24 protein-coding genes are annotated in these 19,289 nt (G+C 70.3%); 14 read left to right on the plus strand and 10 right to left on the minus strand.

Features of this window, described 5'->3' with window-relative positions; translation table 11 throughout:
- Positions 1-33 precede the first annotated feature (33 nt).
- Positions 34-1,188 carry an epoxide hydrolase family protein gene (locus ACIPTO_RS05950; RefSeq protein WP_401189767.1) on the plus strand — a complete coding sequence of 385 codons (1,155 nt, stop codon included), beginning with the start codon at positions 34-36 and terminating at the stop codon, positions 1,186-1,188.
- Positions 1,189-1,198: 10 nt separating this feature from the next.
- Here ACIPTO_RS05950 and ACIPTO_RS05955 read toward each other — a convergent pair whose 3' ends face one another.
- From ACIPTO_RS05955 to ACIPTO_RS05970, 4 genes are all read right to left on the minus strand, one after another.
- Complete coding sequence (locus tag ACIPTO_RS05955) at positions 1,199-2,635, minus strand: sensor histidine kinase (protein WP_401190809.1); 1,437 nt, start codon at positions 2,633-2,635, stop codon at positions 1,199-1,201.
- A 50-nt stretch (positions 2,636-2,685) separates the two neighbouring features.
- Positions 2,686-3,423 carry a response regulator transcription factor gene (locus ACIPTO_RS05960; RefSeq protein WP_366323779.1) on the minus strand — a complete coding sequence of 246 codons (738 nt, stop codon included), beginning with the start codon at positions 3,421-3,423 and terminating at the stop codon, positions 2,686-2,688.
- A gap of 146 nt (positions 3,424-3,569) precedes the next feature.
- Positions 3,570-3,776 carry a hypothetical protein gene (locus tag ACIPTO_RS05965; protein ID WP_366323781.1) on the minus strand — a complete coding sequence of 69 codons (207 nt, stop codon included), beginning with the start codon at positions 3,774-3,776 and terminating at the stop codon, positions 3,570-3,572.
- 35 nt (positions 3,777-3,811) lie between these two features.
- Positions 3,812-5,065 carry a S1C family serine protease gene (locus ACIPTO_RS05970; protein WP_401189769.1) on the minus strand — a complete coding sequence of 418 codons (1,254 nt, stop codon included), beginning with the start codon at positions 5,063-5,065 and terminating at the stop codon, positions 3,812-3,814.
- A 342-nt stretch (positions 5,066-5,407) separates the two neighbouring features.
- Here ACIPTO_RS05970 and ACIPTO_RS05975 point away from each other — a divergent pair, with 342 nt between their 5' ends.
- On the plus strand, positions 5,408-7,159 hold the full coding sequence (locus tag ACIPTO_RS05975) for a trypsin-like serine protease (protein WP_401189771.1): 1,752 nt from the start codon (positions 5,408-5,410) through the stop codon (positions 7,157-7,159).
- A gap of 28 nt (positions 7,160-7,187) precedes the next feature.
- Here ACIPTO_RS05975 and ACIPTO_RS05980 read toward each other — a convergent pair whose 3' ends face one another.
- On the minus strand, positions 7,188-8,213 hold the full coding sequence (locus tag ACIPTO_RS05980; protein ID WP_078652459.1) for a LacI family DNA-binding transcriptional regulator: 1,026 nt from the start codon (positions 8,211-8,213) through the stop codon (positions 7,188-7,190).
- A gap of 159 nt (positions 8,214-8,372) precedes the next feature.
- Positions 8,373-9,191, minus strand: a complete 819-nt coding sequence (locus tag ACIPTO_RS05985) for a response regulator transcription factor (RefSeq protein WP_366323788.1) — start codon at positions 9,189-9,191, stop codon at positions 8,373-8,375.
- Between the two features lie 193 nt (positions 9,192-9,384).
- Here ACIPTO_RS05985 and ACIPTO_RS05990 point away from each other — a divergent pair, with 193 nt between their 5' ends.
- From ACIPTO_RS05990 to ACIPTO_RS06030, 9 genes are all read left to right on the plus strand, one after another.
- Positions 9,385-10,296 (plus strand): alpha/beta hydrolase, encoded by a 912-nt coding sequence (locus tag ACIPTO_RS05990; RefSeq protein WP_401189773.1) that lies wholly within the window; start codon positions 9,385-9,387, stop codon positions 10,294-10,296.
- 52 nt (positions 10,297-10,348) lie between these two features.
- Positions 10,349-10,603 carry a MoaD/ThiS family protein gene (locus ACIPTO_RS05995; protein WP_366323792.1) on the plus strand — a complete coding sequence of 85 codons (255 nt, stop codon included), beginning with the start codon at positions 10,349-10,351 and terminating at the stop codon, positions 10,601-10,603.
- A gap of 8 nt (positions 10,604-10,611) precedes the next feature.
- Entirely contained in the window at positions 10,612-11,757 is a 1,146-nt protein-coding gene (locus tag ACIPTO_RS06000; protein WP_401189775.1) for a hypothetical protein, read from the plus strand.
- 154 nt (positions 11,758-11,911) lie between these two features.
- Positions 11,912-12,658 (plus strand): DUF2993 domain-containing protein, encoded by a 747-nt coding sequence (locus ACIPTO_RS06005; RefSeq protein ID WP_366323796.1) that lies wholly within the window; start codon positions 11,912-11,914, stop codon positions 12,656-12,658.
- Positions 12,659-12,888: 230 nt separating this feature from the next.
- Complete coding sequence (locus ACIPTO_RS06010) at positions 12,889-12,969, plus strand: Ms5788A family Cys-rich leader peptide (protein WP_350751515.1); 81 nt, start codon at positions 12,889-12,891, stop codon at positions 12,967-12,969.
- Between the two features lie 117 nt (positions 12,970-13,086).
- Positions 13,087-13,926 (plus strand): sulfurtransferase, encoded by an 840-nt coding sequence (locus ACIPTO_RS06015; protein ID WP_366323798.1) that lies wholly within the window; start codon positions 13,087-13,089, stop codon positions 13,924-13,926.
- Between the two features lie 39 nt (positions 13,927-13,965).
- The gene (locus ACIPTO_RS06020) at positions 13,966-14,253 is read left to right on the plus strand and encodes a DUF1416 domain-containing protein (RefSeq protein ID WP_019064558.1); all 288 of its coding nucleotides are present in this window, start codon (positions 13,966-13,968) and stop codon (positions 14,251-14,253) included.
- Between the two features lie 88 nt (positions 14,254-14,341).
- On the plus strand, positions 14,342-14,602 hold the full coding sequence (locus ACIPTO_RS06025) for a DUF3099 domain-containing protein (protein WP_366323801.1): 261 nt from the start codon (positions 14,342-14,344) through the stop codon (positions 14,600-14,602).
- 29 nt (positions 14,603-14,631) lie between these two features.
- Entirely contained in the window at positions 14,632-15,015 is a 384-nt protein-coding gene (locus ACIPTO_RS06030) for a VOC family protein (RefSeq protein WP_401189777.1), read from the plus strand.
- Between the two features lie 18 nt (positions 15,016-15,033).
- On the opposite strand, the gene ACIPTO_RS06035 is transcribed toward ACIPTO_RS06030, so the two are convergent.
- Complete coding sequence (locus tag ACIPTO_RS06035; RefSeq protein WP_401189779.1) at positions 15,034-15,735, minus strand: TetR/AcrR family transcriptional regulator; 702 nt, start codon at positions 15,733-15,735, stop codon at positions 15,034-15,036.
- 103 nt (positions 15,736-15,838) lie between these two features.
- On the opposite strand from ACIPTO_RS06035, the gene ACIPTO_RS06040 reads away from it, so the two are divergent.
- Complete coding sequence (locus ACIPTO_RS06040; protein ID WP_401189781.1) at positions 15,839-16,963, plus strand: FAD-dependent oxidoreductase; 1,125 nt, start codon at positions 15,839-15,841, stop codon at positions 16,961-16,963.
- Between the two features lie 39 nt (positions 16,964-17,002).
- Here the strand turns inward: ACIPTO_RS06040 and ACIPTO_RS06045 are convergent, their stop codons facing one another.
- Both ACIPTO_RS06045 and ACIPTO_RS06050 read right to left on the minus strand, forming a co-directional pair.
- Positions 17,003-17,278, minus strand: a complete 276-nt coding sequence (locus ACIPTO_RS06045; RefSeq protein WP_366323807.1) for a hypothetical protein — start codon at positions 17,276-17,278, stop codon at positions 17,003-17,005.
- Positions 17,275-17,640, minus strand: a complete 366-nt coding sequence (locus ACIPTO_RS06050) for a hypothetical protein (protein ID WP_366323809.1) — start codon at positions 17,638-17,640, stop codon at positions 17,275-17,277. The genes ACIPTO_RS06045 and ACIPTO_RS06050 overlap by 4 nt, the downstream gene beginning before the upstream one ends.
- A gap of 170 nt (positions 17,641-17,810) precedes the next feature.
- Here ACIPTO_RS06050 and ACIPTO_RS06055 point away from each other — a divergent pair, with 170 nt between their 5' ends.
- Together ACIPTO_RS06055 and ACIPTO_RS06060 are read left to right on the plus strand one after the other, a co-directional pair.
- On the plus strand, positions 17,811-18,653 hold the full coding sequence (locus tag ACIPTO_RS06055; protein ID WP_401189783.1) for a helix-turn-helix domain-containing protein: 843 nt from the start codon (positions 17,811-17,813) through the stop codon (positions 18,651-18,653).
- Positions 18,635-18,910 carry a DUF397 domain-containing protein gene (locus ACIPTO_RS06060; RefSeq protein ID WP_401189785.1) on the plus strand — a complete coding sequence of 92 codons (276 nt, stop codon included), beginning with the start codon at positions 18,635-18,637 and terminating at the stop codon, positions 18,908-18,910. The genes ACIPTO_RS06055 and ACIPTO_RS06060 overlap by 19 nt, the downstream gene beginning before the upstream one ends.
- Here ACIPTO_RS06060 and ACIPTO_RS06065 read toward each other — a convergent pair.
- Positions 18,904-19,266, minus strand: a complete 363-nt coding sequence (locus ACIPTO_RS06065; protein ID WP_366323815.1) for a DsrE family protein — start codon at positions 19,264-19,266, stop codon at positions 18,904-18,906. The two genes, ACIPTO_RS06060 and ACIPTO_RS06065, sit on opposite strands and share 7 nt — an antisense overlap.
- Positions 19,267-19,289 lie beyond the last annotated feature (23 nt).

Raw genomic sequence — 19,289 nt, forward strand, 5'->3', positions numbered from 1 at the left:
CGGCTATAGCTTTCAATGGTGTCGAAAACAGAGATGACCTCAACGAAGAACACCGCCTCCGGCCCCTTGCTGGAGGTGCCGGAAGCAGCCCTCGACGACCTCCGGGCCCGTCTGCGCGGGACGAGGTGGGCGACACCGTGGCCCCTGGTCGGGTGGCAGGCGGGCACCGACGCCGGGGAGCTGAGGCGGCTGGCCGAGTACTGGGCCGACGGCTACGACTGGCGCGCGCACGAGACCGCGATCAACGCGCTGCCGTCCCGCTTCGCGTCCATCGACGGCACGACCGTCCACTACCTGCGCTTCGACGCCGAACGCGAGGGCGCCCTGCCCCTCGTCCTGACCAACGGCTGGCCGAGCACGTTCTATGAACTGGTGGAACTGGCCCGCCGGCTCTCGACGCCGTCGCGCCACGGCGGTGATCCGCGGGACGCGTTCACGGTGATCGTGCCGTCCCTCCCGGGCTTCACGTTCTCGTCCCCGCCCGCGAGCCTGGACCGGTCGACGCCCACCCACGAACTGTGGCACCGCCTGATGCACGACGAACTGGGCTTCGAGCGCTACGGCGCACACGGCGGCGACCTGGGCTCGGGGATCACGGCCCGGCTCGGCCAGGCCCACCCCGAGAGCGTGGTCGGCATCCACGTGCTGGACATCCTGAGCACCCCGCCGGACGCCACCGCGGCTCAACTGACCGACGAGGAACGGGAGTACCTGTCCGTCTTCGCCGCCTGGTCCCAGGAGGAGGGCGCGTACGCCCACCAGCAGCGCACCCGCCCCCTCACCCTGGCGCAGGGCCTGAGCGACTCCCCGACGGGACTGCTCGGCTGGATGCTGGAGAAGTACCGGTCCTGGAGCGACTGCGGCGGCGACGTCTCCACCCGCTTCACGGACGACTTCCTGCTCACCCAGGCGTCGCTGTACTGGTTCACGAACACGATCGGGACGTCGTTCATCCCCTACTACACGTCCGGCCAGGGCCTCATCCCGAACGTGGAACGGGTGGAGGTACCGACCGCCCTCGCCCTGTTCCCCGCCAACCTCGGCGCCCCCGCCCCGCGCGACTTCGTGGAACGCAGGTACCACCTCACCCGGTACACGACGATGCCCCGAGGCGGCCACTTCCCGGCCCACGAGGAACCGGAACTGCTGGCCGACGACATCACCGCGTTCTTCGGCCCCCTGAACTGAGGGCCGTGCTCTACGGCTTCGACGGGGGCTCCGCGTCGCCCGGGTACTCCGATGTCTCCGGCGGCGGAGCCGTCGGCGTGCCCGGCAGTCGTACCGTCGCCACCGTGCCGCCGCCCGGCGCGTGGGCCAGCGTCACCTCGCCGCCCGCCTGTTGGACCGTGCGGGCGACGATCGACAGGCCCAGGCCGGAACCGGGGAGGGCGCGGGCCGAGGGCGAGCGCCAGAAGCGGTCGAAGACGTGCGGGAGTTCGTCGGCGGGGATGCCGGGGCCGTGGTCGCGGACGGTGAGGACGCCGTGGGTGAGCTGGACCTCGATGGTGCCGCCCTCGGGGCTGAACTTCACCGCGTTGTCGAGGATGTTGACGACCGCGCGCTCCAGGGCGGACGGCTCGGACTGCACGAACCAGGGCTGGACGTCCGCGGTGATCGTCAGCTCCGGTCCGCGCAGGCGTGCGCGGCGCAGGGCCGCCTCGACGGTGTCCTGGAGCGAGACCACCTGCACGCGCTCACCCCGCTGGCCCTCCGAGCGGGACAGCTCCTGCAAGTCGCCGATCAGGGAGGCCAGTTCGGTCATCTGGGCCTTCACCGAGGCGAGCAGCGCCTTGCGGTCGGCCGGGGGGATCGGGCGGCCCGTCTCCTCGCTGCGGGTGAGGAGTTCGACGTTGGTGCGCAGGGAGGTGAGGGGGGTGCGGAGCTCGTGGCCGGCGTCCGCGATGAGCTGTTGCTGCAGCTCGCGGGAGTTGGCGAGGGAGGTGGTCATGGAGTTGAAGGAGCGGGAGAGGCGGGCCACCTCGTCGTCTCGGTCGTCCTCGACCGGGATCCGGATGGTCAAGTCCTCGGTGCGGGCGACGTGTTCGACGGCTTCGGTGAGCTTGTCGACGGGGCGCAGCCCGGCACGGGCGACCGCCAGACCCGCGGCTCCTGCGCCTACGACTCCGATGCCGGAGACCAGGAGGAGGATCAGGGCGAGGTCCTTGAGAGTCTTCTCCGTGCTCGACAGGGGCAGGGCGATCAGGACGGCCGCCTTGGAGGTGGCGCCTGTGGTCTGGTTGGTGATGGTGAATCCCGGCAGGGCAAGCACGCGGACGTCGTTGCCGTCCGCGTCGGTGCTGTTGTGGAACACCCCCTCGTGGGTCTCACCCTTCTTGATCAGTTCTTTGTCGGTCCGGGTGACCTTCACCGCGCCGACGGAGAACGGCATGACACAGGTCTTCCCGTCCTCCGAGACCACCTGGAAGTACGTGTTCCGCGGGCCGTTGCCGGAGTCCTGCGAGACCTTGGTGGTGCAGTTGTTGACCGCGGCCTCGGCCTGATCGCTGAGCTGCCGCATGACCAGTTGTTTCCGCAGGTCGTTCTCCACCTGCTCGTACAGCTTCCCCTGCACGATGAACCAACAGGTGACCGAGACCGCCGCCACCGCGAAAGCCACCGCCGCAGCGACGAGCATCGCCAGCCGTGACCGGATCGGCAGGGCGCGGAACCGATGGACGAGCCTGCTCACTCCGCTCCACCCTGTCGCAGTACATAGCCCACGCCCCGGACGGTGTGCACGAGCCGCGGCTCGCCCCCGGCCTCCGTCTTGCGGCGGAGGTACATCACGTAGACGTCGAGGGAGTTCGAGGACGGCTCGAAGTCGAAGCCCCAGACGGCCTTGAGGATCTGCTCGCGGGTGAGGACCTGGCGCGGGTGCGCGAGGAACATCTCCAGGAGGGTGAACTCCGTGCGGGTCAGTTCGACCTGGCGCCCGCCGCGGGTGACCTCGCGGGTCGCGAGGTCCATCCGGAGGTCGGCGAAGGTGAGGGAGTCGTCCTCGGGTCCTGTGCCGGCCGCTGCCGCCGCCGCGTAGGAGCTGCGGCGCAGCAACGCCCGTACGCGGGCGAAGAGTTCGTCGAGTTCGAAGGGCTTGACCAGGTAGTCGTCCGCCCCCGCGTCGAGCCCGGTGACGCGGTCGCCGACGGTGTCGCGCGCGGTGAGCATCAGGATCGGGGTGGTCGTGCCCGCGCCGCGCATCCGGCGGGCCGCGGTCAGGCCGTCCATGCGCGGCATCTGGATGTCGAGGACGACCAGGTCGGGCTGGTAGGCGGTCGCCTTCTCCAGCGCGTCGGCGCCGTCGACGGCCACCTCGGTGTCGTACCCCTCGAAGGCCAGGCTGCGCTGGAGTGCTTCGCGTACCGCCGGCTCGTCGTCGACGATCAGGATGCGCTGGATGTCACGGTCGCCTTCGGCGGGGCTCATGGGCGGGATTCCTCGGGTGCGGTGGGACGGGGGCAACGAACGGCTGGTCGCCTTCAGCCTCGCATGTTTCCCGCCCGGTGCGTAAAGAGGAGAAGAGGGGATGAGACGGGACGGGTCGGGGCGAGGGGCTTGGCCGGAGGCCGGTCTCAGCCGCGCATCGTCTGGAGGCGGTTGAGCGGGACCTTGCGGTGGTGCGGGCGGGCCGAGCCGGTGCGCAGGCCCATCAGTTCCGGGACGGGTGCCACTTCCGGTGCCCGCACCTGCGGCGCGTGCAGTTCGTACGCCACCCCGAGGGCCAGGCCGAGACCGGCCGCTCCGGTGTCGGTCACCTGGTGCGAAACCTGCTTGATCATGACGTACTCCCTACGTTGGTTCGTGTGCGCGGTGCCTAGTTGTCGGAGCCGCCCGCCCGCAGCGACGCGAGGTCCGCCTTGACGGTGTTGATCGGGATGGCGAAGCCGAGGCCGACGCTGCCGGCGTCGGACGACGAGGATGAGGAGTCCGAACTCGCCGAGTACATCGCGGAGTTGATGCCGATGATGTTGCCGCTGGCGTCGATGAGGGCGCCGCCGGAGTTGCCGGGGTTGAGGGACGCGTCCGTCTGGAGCGCCTTGTACGTGGTGGTGGACGTACCGGTGTCGCCGTTGAACTCCCGGCCGCCGAACTGGAACGGCCACTGGCCGTCGCCGCCGCCGGAGTTCTGGCCCTGGTTCTCGTCGGTGGAGACGGTCACGTCACGGGAGAGGGAGGAGATGATCCCGCTGGTGACGGTGCCGGTCAGGCCCTCGGGGGAGCCGATGGCGACGACGGTGTCGCCGACCTGGACGCCCGCGGAGTTGCCGAGGGTGGCCGCCTTGAGGCCGGAGGCGTTCTCCAGCTTGAGGAGCGCGAGGTCCTTCTTGCTGTCGGTGCCGACGACCTTCGCGGTGTACGACTTGCCGTCGCTCGTCTTGACCTTGATGGACGAGGCGCCGGAGATCACGTGGTTGTTGGTGATGATCTGGCCGTCGCTGGTGAGGATGACCCCGGAACCGGTCGACGAGCCGTTGCTGAGCGTCGCGTTGACCTCGACCACGCTGGGGCTGACGCTCGCGGCGATGGCGGCGACGTCGCCCTTCTTGCTGGAGGGCACGACGGCCGTGGTGGTGCTGGAGGTGGCGACGGTGTCCTTGCCGGTCAGCTCCTGGAAGGCGTAGGCCGTGCCGCCGCCGACGGCCGCGGCGACGATCGCCACCGCCGCGAGCAGGGCGATCGGGCCGCGCCTGGTCTTCTTCGGCCGGGGCGCCTCGCCCTGGACGTGGGTGAGGAGAGCCGTGTCGCCGCCGCCGTGACCGCCGCCGTCCGCGGCGTGGGCCGCTCCGTCACCGCCGTACGCTCCGCCGTCGGCGCCGAAGGCGGCCTGCGGGGCGGGCGCGGGGGCGGGGGTGTGCGCCGGCCATCCGGACGCGGCCGGCTGCTGCGTCTGCGGGCCGGGCTGCGCGGGCTGCTGCACCGGCTGCTGGGCCTGCTGCGGCTGGTAGGCCGGCGGGGGCGGCCATTCCGGGTTCACGGGAGAAGAGGCGTGCTGCTGCTGGGGGTACGCCTGCGGCTGGTCGCCCTGGGGGGTCTCGTACTCGCCGCTGCGGCGGAAGCTCTCGGTCATGGAACAGAGCCTGTCGCGCGATCATGAGAGGTGCCTGAGTGCCCGCTGAGAAGCCCGACAGAACCTCGTATGCCCGATATAAAGACGCCGGAGCCCCGGAAACTCGGGGAAACGGGAGGTTGCGGGGGAGTGAGAGCACGGCGCGCGCCGGACGAATACTTGTGTGACCCCTGTGCGGCCCGTGTGTGAGGTGACGGCCGGGGCCTACGATCTCCGGGCCGGAGGGGGGCTCCGCGGACAGCGCCGGTACACGCGTCGCCAGAACAGCGTGTCGCCGGCTCTGCGTGGTCGCGTCGTAGGCCCTTCTCGGGCCCACCACGACACCCACACCAGGAGCCCTGAGTGATACGTGCCCTGCGCGGCCGGCTGAGACGCCCCACCCTGGCGTTCCCGGCCGCCGCCCTCGCGCTGGCCCTGAGCTGCGCCGGCGTTCTCGCGGCGCAGTCCGCCACCGCCGCCGACGGCCCGCCCGGACTGCCGTCCGCCACCGCCGCACCCGCCGCGGTCCCGGAGCACACCGCCTCCGACGACGTACTGCGCTCCCGCGTCACCGACGCCGCGCGGACCCAGGCGGCCGGGAGGAAGACGCCGAGCAGGACCCCGTTCATCATCGGCGGCACCGAGACCACCGTCTCCAGCGCGCCCTGGATGGTCCAGCTCGCCTACTACGACGACACCAGCGGCGACGGCTCCTTCTGCGGCGGCACCCTGGTCGCCCCGAACAAGGTCCTCACCGCGGCGCACTGCGTGGCGGGCCTGGACTGGACGAGGAACGGCGCGGTCCTGGCCGGCGCCACCGGCCTCTACGACGACACCACCGGCACGGTCGCGGGCGTCCTGCACCAGTGGAACCACCCGCGCTACAACGCCGAGACCACGCAGAACGACATCGCGGTGCTCACCCTGGACCGCCCGCTGGACCAGCAGTGGATGCGCCTGGCGTACCTGAACGACCTCGCGTACGTCACCCCGGGCAAGACCGCCACGGTCTACGGCTGGGGCCTGACCTCGGGCACCGGCACCGACCTCTCGGCGAACCTGCGCAAGGCCACCCTGCCGATCGTGCCCGACGCCACCTGCGACAGCGCGATGAAGTCGGTGCTGGGCGACGACGAGTTCATCGAGGGCTCGATGTTCTGCGCGGGCACCCCCGCCTCCGGCACCGACGAGGGCACCACCAGCCCCTGCAACGGTGACTCCGGCGGCCCGGTGATCGCCGACAACAAGATCATCGGCATCGTCTCCTGGGGCGTGGCCGGCTGCACCGCCAAGGGCGCCTACCCGGTCTTCACCAAGGTCGGTTCGTACGCGTGGGCGGCCCAGCCGCGCATCGACGACACCGACCTGTCCTACGACGGCCGCGCCGACCTGCTCGGCCGTACGCCGTCGGGCGGGCTGTTCCAGCAGGACAGCAAGGGCACCTCGCTCGCGCAGCGCGCCTACCAGGGCAACGGCTGGCAGACGGCCAGCTGGGCGCTCCAGGCCGACCTGGACCGGGACTACTACCAGGACCTGATCATCCGGGACGCGACGGACGGCCACCTGTACCGCGAGTACGTGGACCACGGCACGGGCGAGTACACCTGGAAGCAGATCACCTCGGTGTGGGGCGGCTACAAGTCCTACGCGATCCCCGGCGACCTGACCGGCGACGCCCGCCCCGACCTGGTCGCGGTGGACGCCGACGGCTCGGTCTACCTCTACCCGGGCAAGGGCGACGGCGAGTTCTACGGCAAGGTCAAGGTCGTCGACAAGTCCTGGAAGAACGTCAGGATCTTCGGCCACGGCGACCTGACCGGCGACGGCCGTGCCGACCTCCTGGTCCGCAACTCCTCCGGCGTGCTCTACCTCTACGCCGGCACCCAGGTCGAGCACACTCCGTGGAAGACCCGCGTCCAGGCCCGCACCGGCTGGAACTTCACGTCGTACGTCGCCAACGGTGACGTCACGGGAGACGGCGTCGCGGATGTGATCACCCGCGACTCGGGCGGCACGCTGTGGCTGTACCCGGGCACGAACAAGGCGACGACGGCGCTCTTCGGGACGCCGGTCAAGCTGGGCACCGGCTACAACCAGTACAACCTGCTGTTCTGAGCCCCACCGGGTGAGACGGCGGTCCTGCTCAGCCCTCGCAGCCGCAGGACTGCCGTATCACCAGCCGGGACGGGAACACCTTCAGCCGCTCGCGGCGGGAGCCCGCCACCCGCAGGCCGTCGTCCAGGACGAGGTCGACGGCCGCGCGGGCCATCGCCGGGCGGTCCGATGCGATCGTTGTCAGCTTCGGGTCCGCGAGGGCGGCTTCCTTGATGTCGTCGAAGCCGATGACCCCCAGCTCGCGCGGCACGTCGATGCGCAGCTCGCGCGCGGCCCGCAGCAGGCCGATCGCCTGGTCGTCGGTGGAGCAGAAGATCGCGGGCGGGCGCCGCGGGCCGGAGAGGATCCCGAGGGCGACCTGGTAGGCGTCGTAACGGTTGTACGGGGCTTCGAAGAGGCGTCCCTCGGTCGGCAGCCCGGCCTCGGTCATCGCCCGCCGCCAGCCCTCGACGTGGTCGGAGACGGGGTCGCCGACGGACGGCGTCTCCGCCGTACCGCCCATGCAGGCGACGTAGTCGTAGCCGTGCTCCAGGAGGTGGCGTACGGCGAGCTGGGCGCCGCCGAGGTCGTCCGTGACGACGGCCACGTCGTCGATCGCCTCGGGGCGTTCGTGCAGCAGGACGACCCGGGCGTCCCAGGCCTCGATCTCGGCGGCGGCGTTGTCGTTCAGCGCGTGGCTGACGAGGATCAGGCCGGAGACGCGCATCCCGAGGAACGCGCGGAGGTAGTGCACCTCGCGCTCGCCCACGTAGTCGGAGTTGCCGACCAGCACCATTTTCCCGCGCTCGGAGGCGGCCTGTTCCACCGCGTGCGCCATCTCCCCGAAGAAGGGCTGGCGCGCGTCCGGCACGATCAGGCCTATGAGGTCCGTGCGCCGCGAGGCCATGGCCTGGGCGACCCGGTCCGGCCGGTACCCCAGTTCCTTGATCGCGGCGAGGACACGCTCGCGCGTGGCCGGTGCGACCGGCCGGGGTCCGTTGTTGATGACATAGCTGACAACGGCGGTCGAAGTACCCGCCAGCCGCGCCACATCATCCCGAGTCACCTTGGCCACGCGCGGAGTCTACGCGGATGGACCCGCTCTGGGCAGGGCGTTTCGAAGCTTCTCCGTGCTTCTTCGTGCTTCTCTGTGCTTCTTCGTGCCGATCGGTGTCTCCGCGCACGCTCCGCGCGCGGAGACGAACCGATCAGTGACGCCCTGCCCGGATACGACTCACGCCTGGGCCGCGATCTCGGCCGCGTCCAGGGCGGTCGAGTCGGCCGTCCCGTCCGCGTTCTCCGGATTCTCCGGCTTCGCCCCGGCGAGAGCGGCGCTCGCCTTCCGCTTCGCCTCCTCGCCGCTCCGGTCGCCCCGCTCGCCTTTCTCCGGCGTGACGAATCGATAACCGACGTTCCGGACGGTCCCGATCAGCGACTCGTGCTCGGGGCCGAGCTTGGCGCGCAGGCGCCGGACGTGGACGTCGACCGTGCGCGTACCGCCGAAGTAGTCGTAGCCCCAGACCTCCTGGAGCAGCTGGGCGCGGGTGAAGACGCGGCCCGGGTGCTGGGCGAGGTACTTGAGGAGCTCGAACTCCTTGAAGGTCAGGTCGAGGACCCGGCCCTTGAGCTTGGCGGAGTACGTCGCCTCGTCCACGGAGAGGTCGCCGTTGCGGATCTCCATGGGGGAGTCGTCGTTGACGATCTGCTGGCGGCCCATGGCCAGGCGCAGCCGCGCCTCGACCTCGGCGGGGCCCGCCGTGTCGAGCAGGACGTCGTCGATGCCCCAGTCGGCGGTGACGGCGGCGAGGCCGCCCTCGGTGACGACGAGGATGAGCGGGCACCCCGGGCCGGTGGACCGGAGCAGCTGGCACAGGCTGCGCACCTGAGGCAGGTCGCGGCGGCCGTCGATCAGGATGACGTCGGCACCGGGGGTGTCGACGAGGGCGGGGCCTTCCGCCGGTGCCACGCGCACGTTGTGCAGCAGCAGGCCAAGGGCCGGAAGCACCTCCGTCGACGGCTGGAGGGCATTGGTCAGGAGCAGCAGAGAACTCATATGTCTGGTTCCTCCTCGGTCCCTGCGAGGACGTGTGTCGTGCGGCACAGCGTTTGCGGTCCCGGGGGCCCTGTATCACCGGCGTCCACCTGGGGTTTCCCGTGGTGCAGCGCTTCGTATACAACGCTCCTGAAAGCACAAAAGGACCCGGGGGCTTCTCTGCCCGAGTCCTGTGTCCAGCAGAATAGCCCACATGAGCGCTGGCACGGCAGGTCATGTGGCACGATCCACCGTTCGTCCGAACTCTGAGACGATCAGACGCACACCTATGCGGACGTTTCTGCGCACCGACGACGGGGTGACGATCGATTCCGTATACGAACCGGGGTCGGCCGTATACGACGCCTCCCGGTCACCTTCCGGCGACCCCGTGTTCGTCGTGGCGCACGGTTTCACGGGTGACGTGGACAAGCCCCATGTGCGGCGCGTGGCCGAGGCGCTGGCCCCGTACGGAGCGGTGGTCACCTTCTCGTTCCGCGGTCACGGAGCCTCCGGCGGACGGTCCACCGTGGGCGACCGCGAGGTGCTCGATCTGGCCGCGGCGGTCGCCTGGGCGCGCGAGCAGGGGCACGCGCGCGTGGTCACCGTGGGCTTCTCGATGGGCGGTTCGGTGGTGCTGCGGCACGCGGCGCTGTACGGATCCGGCCGTTCCGAGGGCTCACCGGGTGATTCCGGGGGTTCGGAGCGCGAGAGGCGCGAGCAGCGCGCGCAGGCGCGCACGGACGCGGTGGTCTCGGTGAGCGCGCCGGCCCGCTGGTACTACCGGGGCACCGCCCCCATGCGCAAGCTGCACTGGCTGGTGACCCGCCCCGAGGGCCGGCTCGTCGGCCGCTACGGCCTCAGGACCCGGATCCAGAACGGAGGCTGGGACCCGGTCCCGCTCTCCCCGGTCGAGGCGGTCCCGCACATCGCGCCCACGCCGCTGCTGATCGTGCACGGCGACCGCGACGGCTACTTCCCCGTCGACCACCCGCGGATGCTGGCCGACGCCGCCGCCGGCCACGCCGAACTCTGGCTGGAGCCGGGCATGGGCCACGCGGAACACGCGGCCACCGACGACCTGCTGGCCCGTATCGGTCGCTGGGGCGGTTCACAGGACAGCTAGCCTGACGGGTGTTGACGCCGGATCCGTCGACACCGATCTATCGAGGAAGCACATGCCAAAGGTCACGGTGCGCTACTGGGCCGCCGCGAAGGCCGCGGCCGGCACCGCCGAGGAGCCGTACGACGCGGACACCCTCGCCGACGCCCTCACCGCCGTCCGCGAGCGACACCCCGGGGAACTCACCCGCGTCCTGCTGCGATGTTCGTTCCTCGTCGACGGTGACCCCGTGGGCACCCGCGGACATGAGACGGTACGGCTGGCCGAGGGCGGCACGGTCGAGGTGCTCCCGCCGTTCGCAGGAGGATGAGCGAAGCGATGAGCAACCAGCCGTACGAGGGCTATGGCGAGGGCTACGACCCCTACGCCCAGCAACACCAGCAACACCAGCAGTACCAGCCCCAGCAGACGCACCAGACGCAGGCCCAGTCCTGGCCCGGACACCAGCAGCAGGCCTACGACGACGCGCAGGCCGACCAGCAGTACACCCAGCAGTGGCAGGGCGAGACCTGGGACACCCAGGTCCAGCGGTCCAGACCGTCCGCGTCCGACCTGGCGTACTTCCCGCCGCAGACCTACCCGGAGCCGGCGCAGGGCCACGACCCCTACGCGCAGGACCGGCCCGCCGGATCCGACGCGCCCGCGGCACAGGCGTCCGCCGCGGCCGGCGGCGGCTACGGCCCGCCCTCCCTCGCGGGCAACGCCCGTATCACCGACGCTCAGCGGGCCAGGCTCGAAGGCCGTTCGCCGATCATCGAACCCGGCATGCAGCCCGCCGGCCTCACCGCCGTGCTGGCCCTCCTTCTCTCCGTCACCGCGCAGGTCGGCTCGTACGCCCTCGTCGTACCGCTCGTGATCCTTCAGGCGGTGACGGCGGCGGGCTGGTTCCGGCTGAACGGGATGTGGCCCGCACGGCAGGGCATCGCGCTGGCCTTCGCGGGGGCGCTCGTCGCGGACGCGGCGCTGCTCGCGGCCGGGCGGGAGAACGGCCCGGCCGCGATCCTCGGCACCCTCGGTGTCTGGGTGCTGCTCTCCCTCGTCATGCAGCTGCGCTCGCACGCCGACCCGGACACCCGGATCACCGGTCTGATGGCGACGGTCGCCTCGGCGGCCCTGGCCATCGTGGCGACCGGGCACCTCGCCGCCGAACCGGACGCGGTGACGGTCGGCGCGGCGGCGGTCGCGGTGGCGATCCTGGCCCGCGCGCTGCCGCTGCCGACGGTGGCGTCGGTCGTCGTCTCCCTGCTCGCCGCCGCCGGTGCGGGCATCGCCGTGGGCGGCATGACGGGCATGGGCGCGAAGGGCGCGCTGCTCGGCGCGGGCGCGGCGGTCTGCGCGCTGATCGGACACCGGGTGGCTAGCTACGACTACCCGTCCCGTTTCGTCCACTTCACGGCCGGTGTGGCCCTCCCGCTGGCCGTCGCCGCCCCCGCGGTGTACGTGCTGGGGCGCGCGCTGGTGTGACCGACGGCCCTGCTGGAGGCGGGGGTTGAGGGTCCTGTCACAGGTGATCGACAATTTCGCGGTACACGTGCCGGACAGGACTACTCTCACGCTGGGCGGCCACCAGGTCGTTGTACCGCTTTCGTCGACGACCACCGGGTGGGGATCTCCGTAGATGCGTGGGCTACGAATACTTCTGATCGTCGTGGTGATCCTCGGGGCCCTGTTCGTGGTCGTGGACCGGGTCGCGGTCCACTTCGCGGAGCAGGAGGCCGCGTCCAAGGTGAAGACCAGCGAGAACCTGGCCAGCACCCCCGACGTCTCCATCAAGGGCTTCCCCTTCCTCACCCAGGTCGCCTCCGGTGAGCTGGACGACGTGGAACTCGGCGTCAGCCAGTACGAGGCGCCGACCGGCAACACCGCGGGCAGCGGCGGCGCCACGTCGATCCGGATCGACGACCTCAAGGCCGACATGAAGGACGTCAAGTTCTCCAACGGCTACAGCACCGCGACGGCGGCCAGCGCGACGGGCACCGCGAGCATCTCCTACGACCAGCTGCTCAAGGCCGCCAAGTCCGCGCCGACGAGCGTCTTCACCGGCGTCACGGCCCAGATCGTCGGCCTCTCGGACGGCGGCGACGGCAAGATCAAGGCCGACATGAAGGTCACGGTCACCGGGATCGGGACGACGACGTATCCGGTGCTCAGCACGGTCACCGTCGACGGCAACACGGTGAAGGTGCACGCGGACAACCTGCCCAAGCTGGTCGTCGACCTCGCGGACTCGCGGATCCGCTCGATCACGGACTTCCAGCAGACGCTGGACCAGCTGCCGGGCGGGGTGCAGCTGGACAGTGTGCGGGCGGCGAAGAGCGGTGTGGACATCAAGGTGAAGGGTTCGAACGTCAAGCTGGCCGGGTAGGACGGGTCCGGGCGCGCCCGGGATGCACTCCCGTCGGCCTCGGATGGACCGCGGGTGTCCGAGGGGCGAGACGGCGGTGTCCGTGCGGAGGCCGGGCTGATCGCCCCGGGCCCTCGGATTCCCGTCCGTGGAGCGCTCGGCACCCTTCTCGTCTCACATCCCGGACGATCGCGTCTCAAAATACGACACACCGGTGACATGTACGGCGATCCGTCCCTACGATCGACGTCATGAAGCGACAGGCGGACCTCACGAAGCGGCGGGCAGTAGACCTGTGCCGCGTCGCCGCCATGCTCTGTCGCCCGTTCTGAGCGGAAGCGCAGCCTTCCGTCTTCCCCCGCGCCCTCGGCCTTGACCAGGGCACTCGCGCGAGCGCGCACCCCTCTCTCACGCACCGCACCGCCGTAACTGCCCCGGAGGAGAAAAGCATGAGCCGCAGTGACGTCCTGGTCGACGCCGACTGGGTCGAGGCCAACCTCGACAACCCGAGCGTGGCGATCGTCGAGGTCGACGAGGACACCTCGGCGTACGAGAAGAACCACATCAAGAACGCGATCCGGATCGACTGGACGAAGGACCTCCAGGACCCGGTACGCCGTGACTTCGTCGACCAGGAGGGCTTCGAGAAGCTCCTGTCCGGCAAGGGCATCGCCAACGACACGCTGGTGGTCCTCTACGGCGGCAACAACAACTGGTTCGCGTCCTACGCGTACTGGTACTTCAAGCTCTACGGCCACGACAACGTCAAGCTTCTCGACGGTGGCCGCAAGAAGTGGGAGCTGGACGCCCGCGAGCTGGTCGAGGAGGTCCCCTCGCGGCCCGCCACCGACTACAAGGCGAAGCCCCAGAACAAGGCGATCCGCGCGTTCCGCGACGACGTCGTGGCGGCGATCGGTTCGCAGAACCTGGTCGACGTCCGTTCGCCCGACGAGTTCAGCGGCAAGCTGCTCGCGCCGGCGCACCTTCCGCAGGAGCAGTCGCAGCGCCCGGGCCACGTGCCCTCGGCCCGCAACATCCCGTGGTCGAAGAACGCCAACGACGACGGCACCTTCAAGTCGGACGACGAGCTCAAGGAGCTCTACGCCGACGAGCAGGTCGACCTCGCCAAGGACACCATCGCGTACTGCCGTATCGGCGAGCGCTCGGCCCTGACCTGGTTCGTGCTGCACGAGCTGCTCGGTGTCGAGAACGTCAAGAACTACGACGGTTCCTGGACCGAGTACGGCTCCCTGGTCGGCGTTCCGATCGAGCTCGGCGCCAACAAGTAAGCATCCGCACCACCGCTGCGACCTGAAGGAAACCAAGACATGTGTGGAGCGAAGGCCGGCGGCCCCGACGCCTCGACGATCAAGCCCGGTGAGACCACCATCCAGGGCCAGGTGACGCGCAACGGCGAGCCCGTGACGGGTTACGTCCGGCTCCTGGACTCGACCGGCGAGTTCACCGCGGAGGTCCCGACGTCCGCGACGGGCCAGTTCCGTTTCTACGCGGCCGAGGGCACCTGGACCGTCCGCGCCCTCGTCCCCGGCGCCACCGCCGACCGCACGGTGGTCGCCCAGACGGGCGGCCTGGCGGAAGTGGCGATCGCCGTCTGATCACCGTCCGACGGCACCGTCGGACCGCTGAGGGGCCGCACCCGCTCTGGGCGCGGCCCTTCGGCGTGCCCGGGCCTACTCTTGAAGCATGCTGGCACGTCGTCGTCGCGTGTACTTCGTCATGATGGGCATCTGCATCGGGCTGTTCGTTCTGGCCTGGGGTGTGGTGCGGATCTGGTCGGTGCCCGCGGCCGTCGGGATGTGCGTGGTCGCGATGCTGATCCCGCCGGTGGCCGCGATGGTCGCGAACCGGCGAGGCCCCGACGACCGCTGGTGGGACGACCCCTCCGGCGACCCCAAGTCCGACGAGTGGTGGGACGAACTGGACGGCAAGAAGCGGCGCCCGTGAAGCACGCGGTCAGCGGGTAGAGGGCGGGCATGTCGCCTACGAGACTGTCCACCGTGGTGCTCGACGCGCGGGACGCGCATGAGCTGGCCGCCTTCTACGTCGGCCTCCTCGGCCACGTGATCCGCGCCGAGGAACCGGACTGGGTGCTGATCGGCCCGCCCGGCGGCGGCACCGGCCTCTCCTTCCAGACCGAGCCGGAGTACGTCCCGCCGATGTGGCCCACCCGCGCCCCCGGCGACCAGCAGATGATGCTGCACCTCGACATCGAGGTCGACGACCTGGAGGGCGAGGTCGACCGGGCCGTGGGCCTGGGGGCCACGCTCCACGCGATCCAGCCGCAGGACGACGTGCGGGTTCTGCTGGACCCCTCCGGGCATCCGTTCTGCCTGTGGCGGGAGGGGCCGGGGGTGTGACCGAGGGGCGTCTCCCGGTCAACCGCCCGCGGGCCGCAGGTTGTTCAGGAGCAGGCCGAGGGTGAAGTCGAAGCGGTCGGGGCCGGTGCCGGAGGTCAGGGCGGTGGCGTGGGCTCGGGTCTGCGGGAACCGCTCGGCCGGCAGGGCCGTGAAGTGGGCCAGCAGTTCGTCCCGGCCGAGTACCCATCCGGGGTCCTGGTGCCCGCGCCGTAGTCGGACCAGGGACTGTTCCAGGGCGTACGCGCTGACGTAGAGGGACAGGGCGTCGCGGGCCCAGCCGGCCGTTCGCGGTTCGATGCCGCCCGCCAGCAGGATCGCCAGGATGCCTTCGCCGACCCGGAGTGTCTCCGGGCTGGTCGGCACCATGGCCAGGGCGGCGCGCGAGATGCCGGGGTACTTCAGGTACAGGTCCCGGATCTGCGTGTACACATCGACCAGCTGCTCGCGCCAGGCGGCCGGGTCCGGTTCGGGGAGGGTGACCTCGGCGTAGAGCCTGCCGATCAGCAGGTCGTCGATGTCGTCCTTGGTGACGATGTGCGCGTACAGCGACGACGGGCCGGTGCCGAGCACGGCGGCGACCCGGCGGATGGTCAGCGCGTCGTATCCCTCGGTGGCCACGACCTCCAGTGCGGCGTCGGTGATCCGCTCGACGGTGATCGGCTTCTTGCGGGGTGCGCGGCGCTCGCGGGGATCGGGACGCTCGTGGGGATCGGCTGGCATGCCCGCCACCTTACCTTGACACGAACTTAGTTCGTTAAGTAGAACTTAGTTCGTCAGGACGAACTTAGTTCGTCAATCCGTGTCGGTATCCCGGAGGTACGTCATGCGAGTTTCCGTCGTCGGAGCCGGTCTGGGAGGTCTCGCTCTCGCGCAGGGTCTGCGCGGTGCCGGGATCGAGGCCGACGTCTTCGAACGCGACCCCGGGATCGTCGCCCGGTTCCAGGGCTACCGCCTCGTCCTGGACCCGGTCGGTTTCCAGGCCGTGCGCGACTGCCTGCCCGCCCGCTGGCACCCGCTCCTCGACGAGATCGTCATGGACGCCTCCGCCGAGCAGCTGATCCTGGACCCGCTGCTGAACGAGGTCGGCAGGCTCGGCTCCGGCCGCACCGGCATCGTGGTCGACCGGCAGGTGCTGCGACACCTGCTCCTGACGGGCCTCACCGTGCACACCGACGCCGCGCTGACCGGCTACGACGTCCGGCCCGACGGCACCGTCAGAGCCCGGTTCGCCCACCGCGACCCCGCCACCGCCGACCTGCTCGTCGGCGCGGACGGCGTCACCTCGGCGGTCCGCGGGGTGCTGTCGCCGAAGACCACCCCCACCGACACCGGCGTCCGCTTCGTCATCGGCCGCACCCCGCTGACCGACGAGTTCGCCGGCCTGTCCAAGGCGTACGGCTCGAAGATCGCGGGCGACGGCGTCAGCCTGCTGCTCGGCGCGATGCGCTTCCGCACCCCGCCGAAGCGGGCCGCCGAACACCTGGCCCCCGACGTCACGCTGCCCGACATCGGCGACTACGTCCGCTGGGCCATGATCCTCCCGTCGAACGGCTCGCCGGAGAACGTGACCGCGCAGGACGCCGTGCTGTCCAGGATGGACGGCTGGCACCCGGAGCTGCGCGCGCTGATCGAGCAGGCCGACCCGGACAACAGCACCCTGCTGTCCATCCGGGTGGTCAAGCCCGGCGCGCGCTGGGCGCCCGGCCCGGTCACGCTGCTCGGCGACGCGATCCACGCCACCTCGCCGACCGGGGGCAACGGCGCGAACACCGCGCTGCGCGACGCGGACCTGCTGCGCCGTCGCCTGATCGAGGCCGACGCGGGCCGCCGGGAGCTGCTCGACGCGGTCGGCGACTACGAGCGGCAGATGTTCGAGTACGGCGCGGAGGCCGTGCGCGGCAGCCTGGAGAAGCTGCCCGCGTTCGCCCCCGGAGCGAAGCTGTCCTGAGCCGGGGGCGTAGCGGGCACGGTGGGGCGGGACGGCGGCTCAGCTCGTCGCGATGATCGCCATCAGCAGGCCGCCGACGCACATCGCGGTGAGCGCGCCCGTCCAGAACGCGTCCTCGCGCAGGGCCCGGGGCGTACGGAACCGGCGTCGTCGGCGCCGGGCAGGGGCGGGTGGGGTGGCCGGTGCCGCGGGGGGTGGTGGTGCCGGGGTCCTCTGCTGTCGTACGACGGGTAAGGGCGCCGGCGGGATGACCGGGGGCGGTACCGCCTGGGCCGGGGGGACCTGGATGAGCTGGTGGGGGAGGGGGCGGTTCATACGGGGTGGGCCTCACTGCGGTGTTTGCGGAGCAGGACGTTCGCGTCGGTCTCGGCGCTGTGGTCGTACCCGGCGCGGGCCAGCGACCGGAGTTCGGCCAGTTCCTCGCAGGACGCGCAGCCGGGGACCGGGCGGGGCGGCACGTTGACCAGGAACGGGGCGTCGGTGCGGGCGCGGTTGTTCGCCGCGTGGACGCCGGCGCGGATGCGCTCCGCGTCCGTGGCCGGCCGGAGCGACCCGGGGTCGGCCTGCCATTCGCGGCCTCCGCCGACAGGGCGCAGCAGGGCGTATGGGCCGGCCGAGTCCTGGTACTCGCCCACCTTGCCGGTGTCGGGGTCGTAGAGCAGTGCTCCTGGTTCCATCGGCGCGCCTCCTTTTTGTGCAACTTACGTACGTAATACGTAAGTTGCACTACTCTGTGCATTCCTGGGTGTGTTACGAGGATGGCCCAGGTCGGAGGCGAACACAGCGCCGACGGGATCAACTTCAACGCCGGGCATGCCAAATTCCACAAATTCCACAGGAGGTTGTGATGCCGCAACGGGTGGCTGTCACGACGTTGAGCCATGAACCCAGGAAGCGGTTCGCGGAGGAGTTGCGGAGGATGAGGACCCAACGGGGTCTCAGCTTGCGGGACTTGCAGAGGGCGGTGGGGTGGGACGCCTCGCTGTTCGGCAAGATGGAGCGAGGGGGCACGCTGGGTGGGCCTGAAGTTGTGCAGGCGCTGGACCAGTTCTACGGCACGGGTTCGATGCTGCTCGTCCTGTGGGAGCTGGCAGTTGGCGACCCGACGCGGTTCAAGGAGCAGTATCGCCGGTATTTCTTGCTGCAGGCCGAGGCGTTGAGCCTGTGGCACTATGCCGCGACCGCGCCATCTGGGTTGCTTCAAGTGGACGGCTACGTCCGCGAAACGCTGACGGCTGGCAATGCCAAGGGCGAGGAGTTGGAGCAACAAATCGAAGCACGAGTGAGCCGAAGGAAGTTGCTGGAGGGCGATTCCGCGCCACCGTTCCGCGCCATCATCTCCGAAGCGGTGTTGCGCACGGGGTTGCGCGACAAAAGGGCGTGGCGGGCGCAGTTGGAGTTCCTGGCAGAGGCCGCTGAGCGCCCGAACGTCACGATCCATGTGCTGCTGTTCGGCTCCGGAGTGCACGGCCTGTCGAACACCAACACCATGTTCCTGAAGCTGCCGGACGGTCGGAGTGTGGCCTACGCGGAGAACGACGTGCGCGGCGAACTGATCGAGGAAACCGAACGGGTTGAGCAGTTGCAGCGTGCCTATGATGCGGTACGCGACCGGGCGATGCCCCCGGCCGAGTCGCGGATGTTCATCCTGCGGATGTTGGAGGAAGTGCCGTGCGAGCCATCGACTTGAGCAACGTGGCGTGGCGCAAGAGCAGTTACAGCAACCCGGACGGCGGCAACTGCGTCGAGGTCTCCGACGATTTCCTGAACACTGCCGACTGGCGTACGAGCAGCTACAGCAATACCGATGGCGGCGATTGCGTCGAAGTCGCTTCCAATCTCCCCGGTCTCGTCCCGGTCCGCGACAGCAAGAACCCCACCCACGGCACGCTGGTCTTCGGCGTCGACGCCTGGGCGGGGTTCATCGGCTCGGTGAAGGCTCAGTAGACGAGGGCCTGCGTCCCGTCCGCCATTGCCTCCTGCACGAACACCTGCGCCCCGGCGATCCGCACCCCCTCGATGACATCCTTCTCGGAGATGTCCCGCCGGGCCGCGCACTGCGTGCACAGCGTGACGCGGCCCGCTGCCAGGATCGAGTCGATCAGGTCCGGCAGCGGGGCGGCATGCGGGAGTTCGAACTCCGCGGCGCGCCCCGGCAGGGCGAACCACGCGGACTCGCCGGTCAGCCACAGCGAGACGTCCACTCCGCTGGCGACGGCTACCGCGGCCACCGTGAACGCCTGTGAGCAGCGCTCGGGCGCGTCCGATCCGGCGGTCACCTTGATCACGAGCTTCTTCGACATGACCGAATCGTAATCAACTCCCT

This window comes from Streptomyces sp. NPDC090083, assembly GCF_044747445.1.
Classification (GTDB): domain Bacteria; phylum Actinomycetota; class Actinomycetes; order Streptomycetales; family Streptomycetaceae; genus Streptomyces.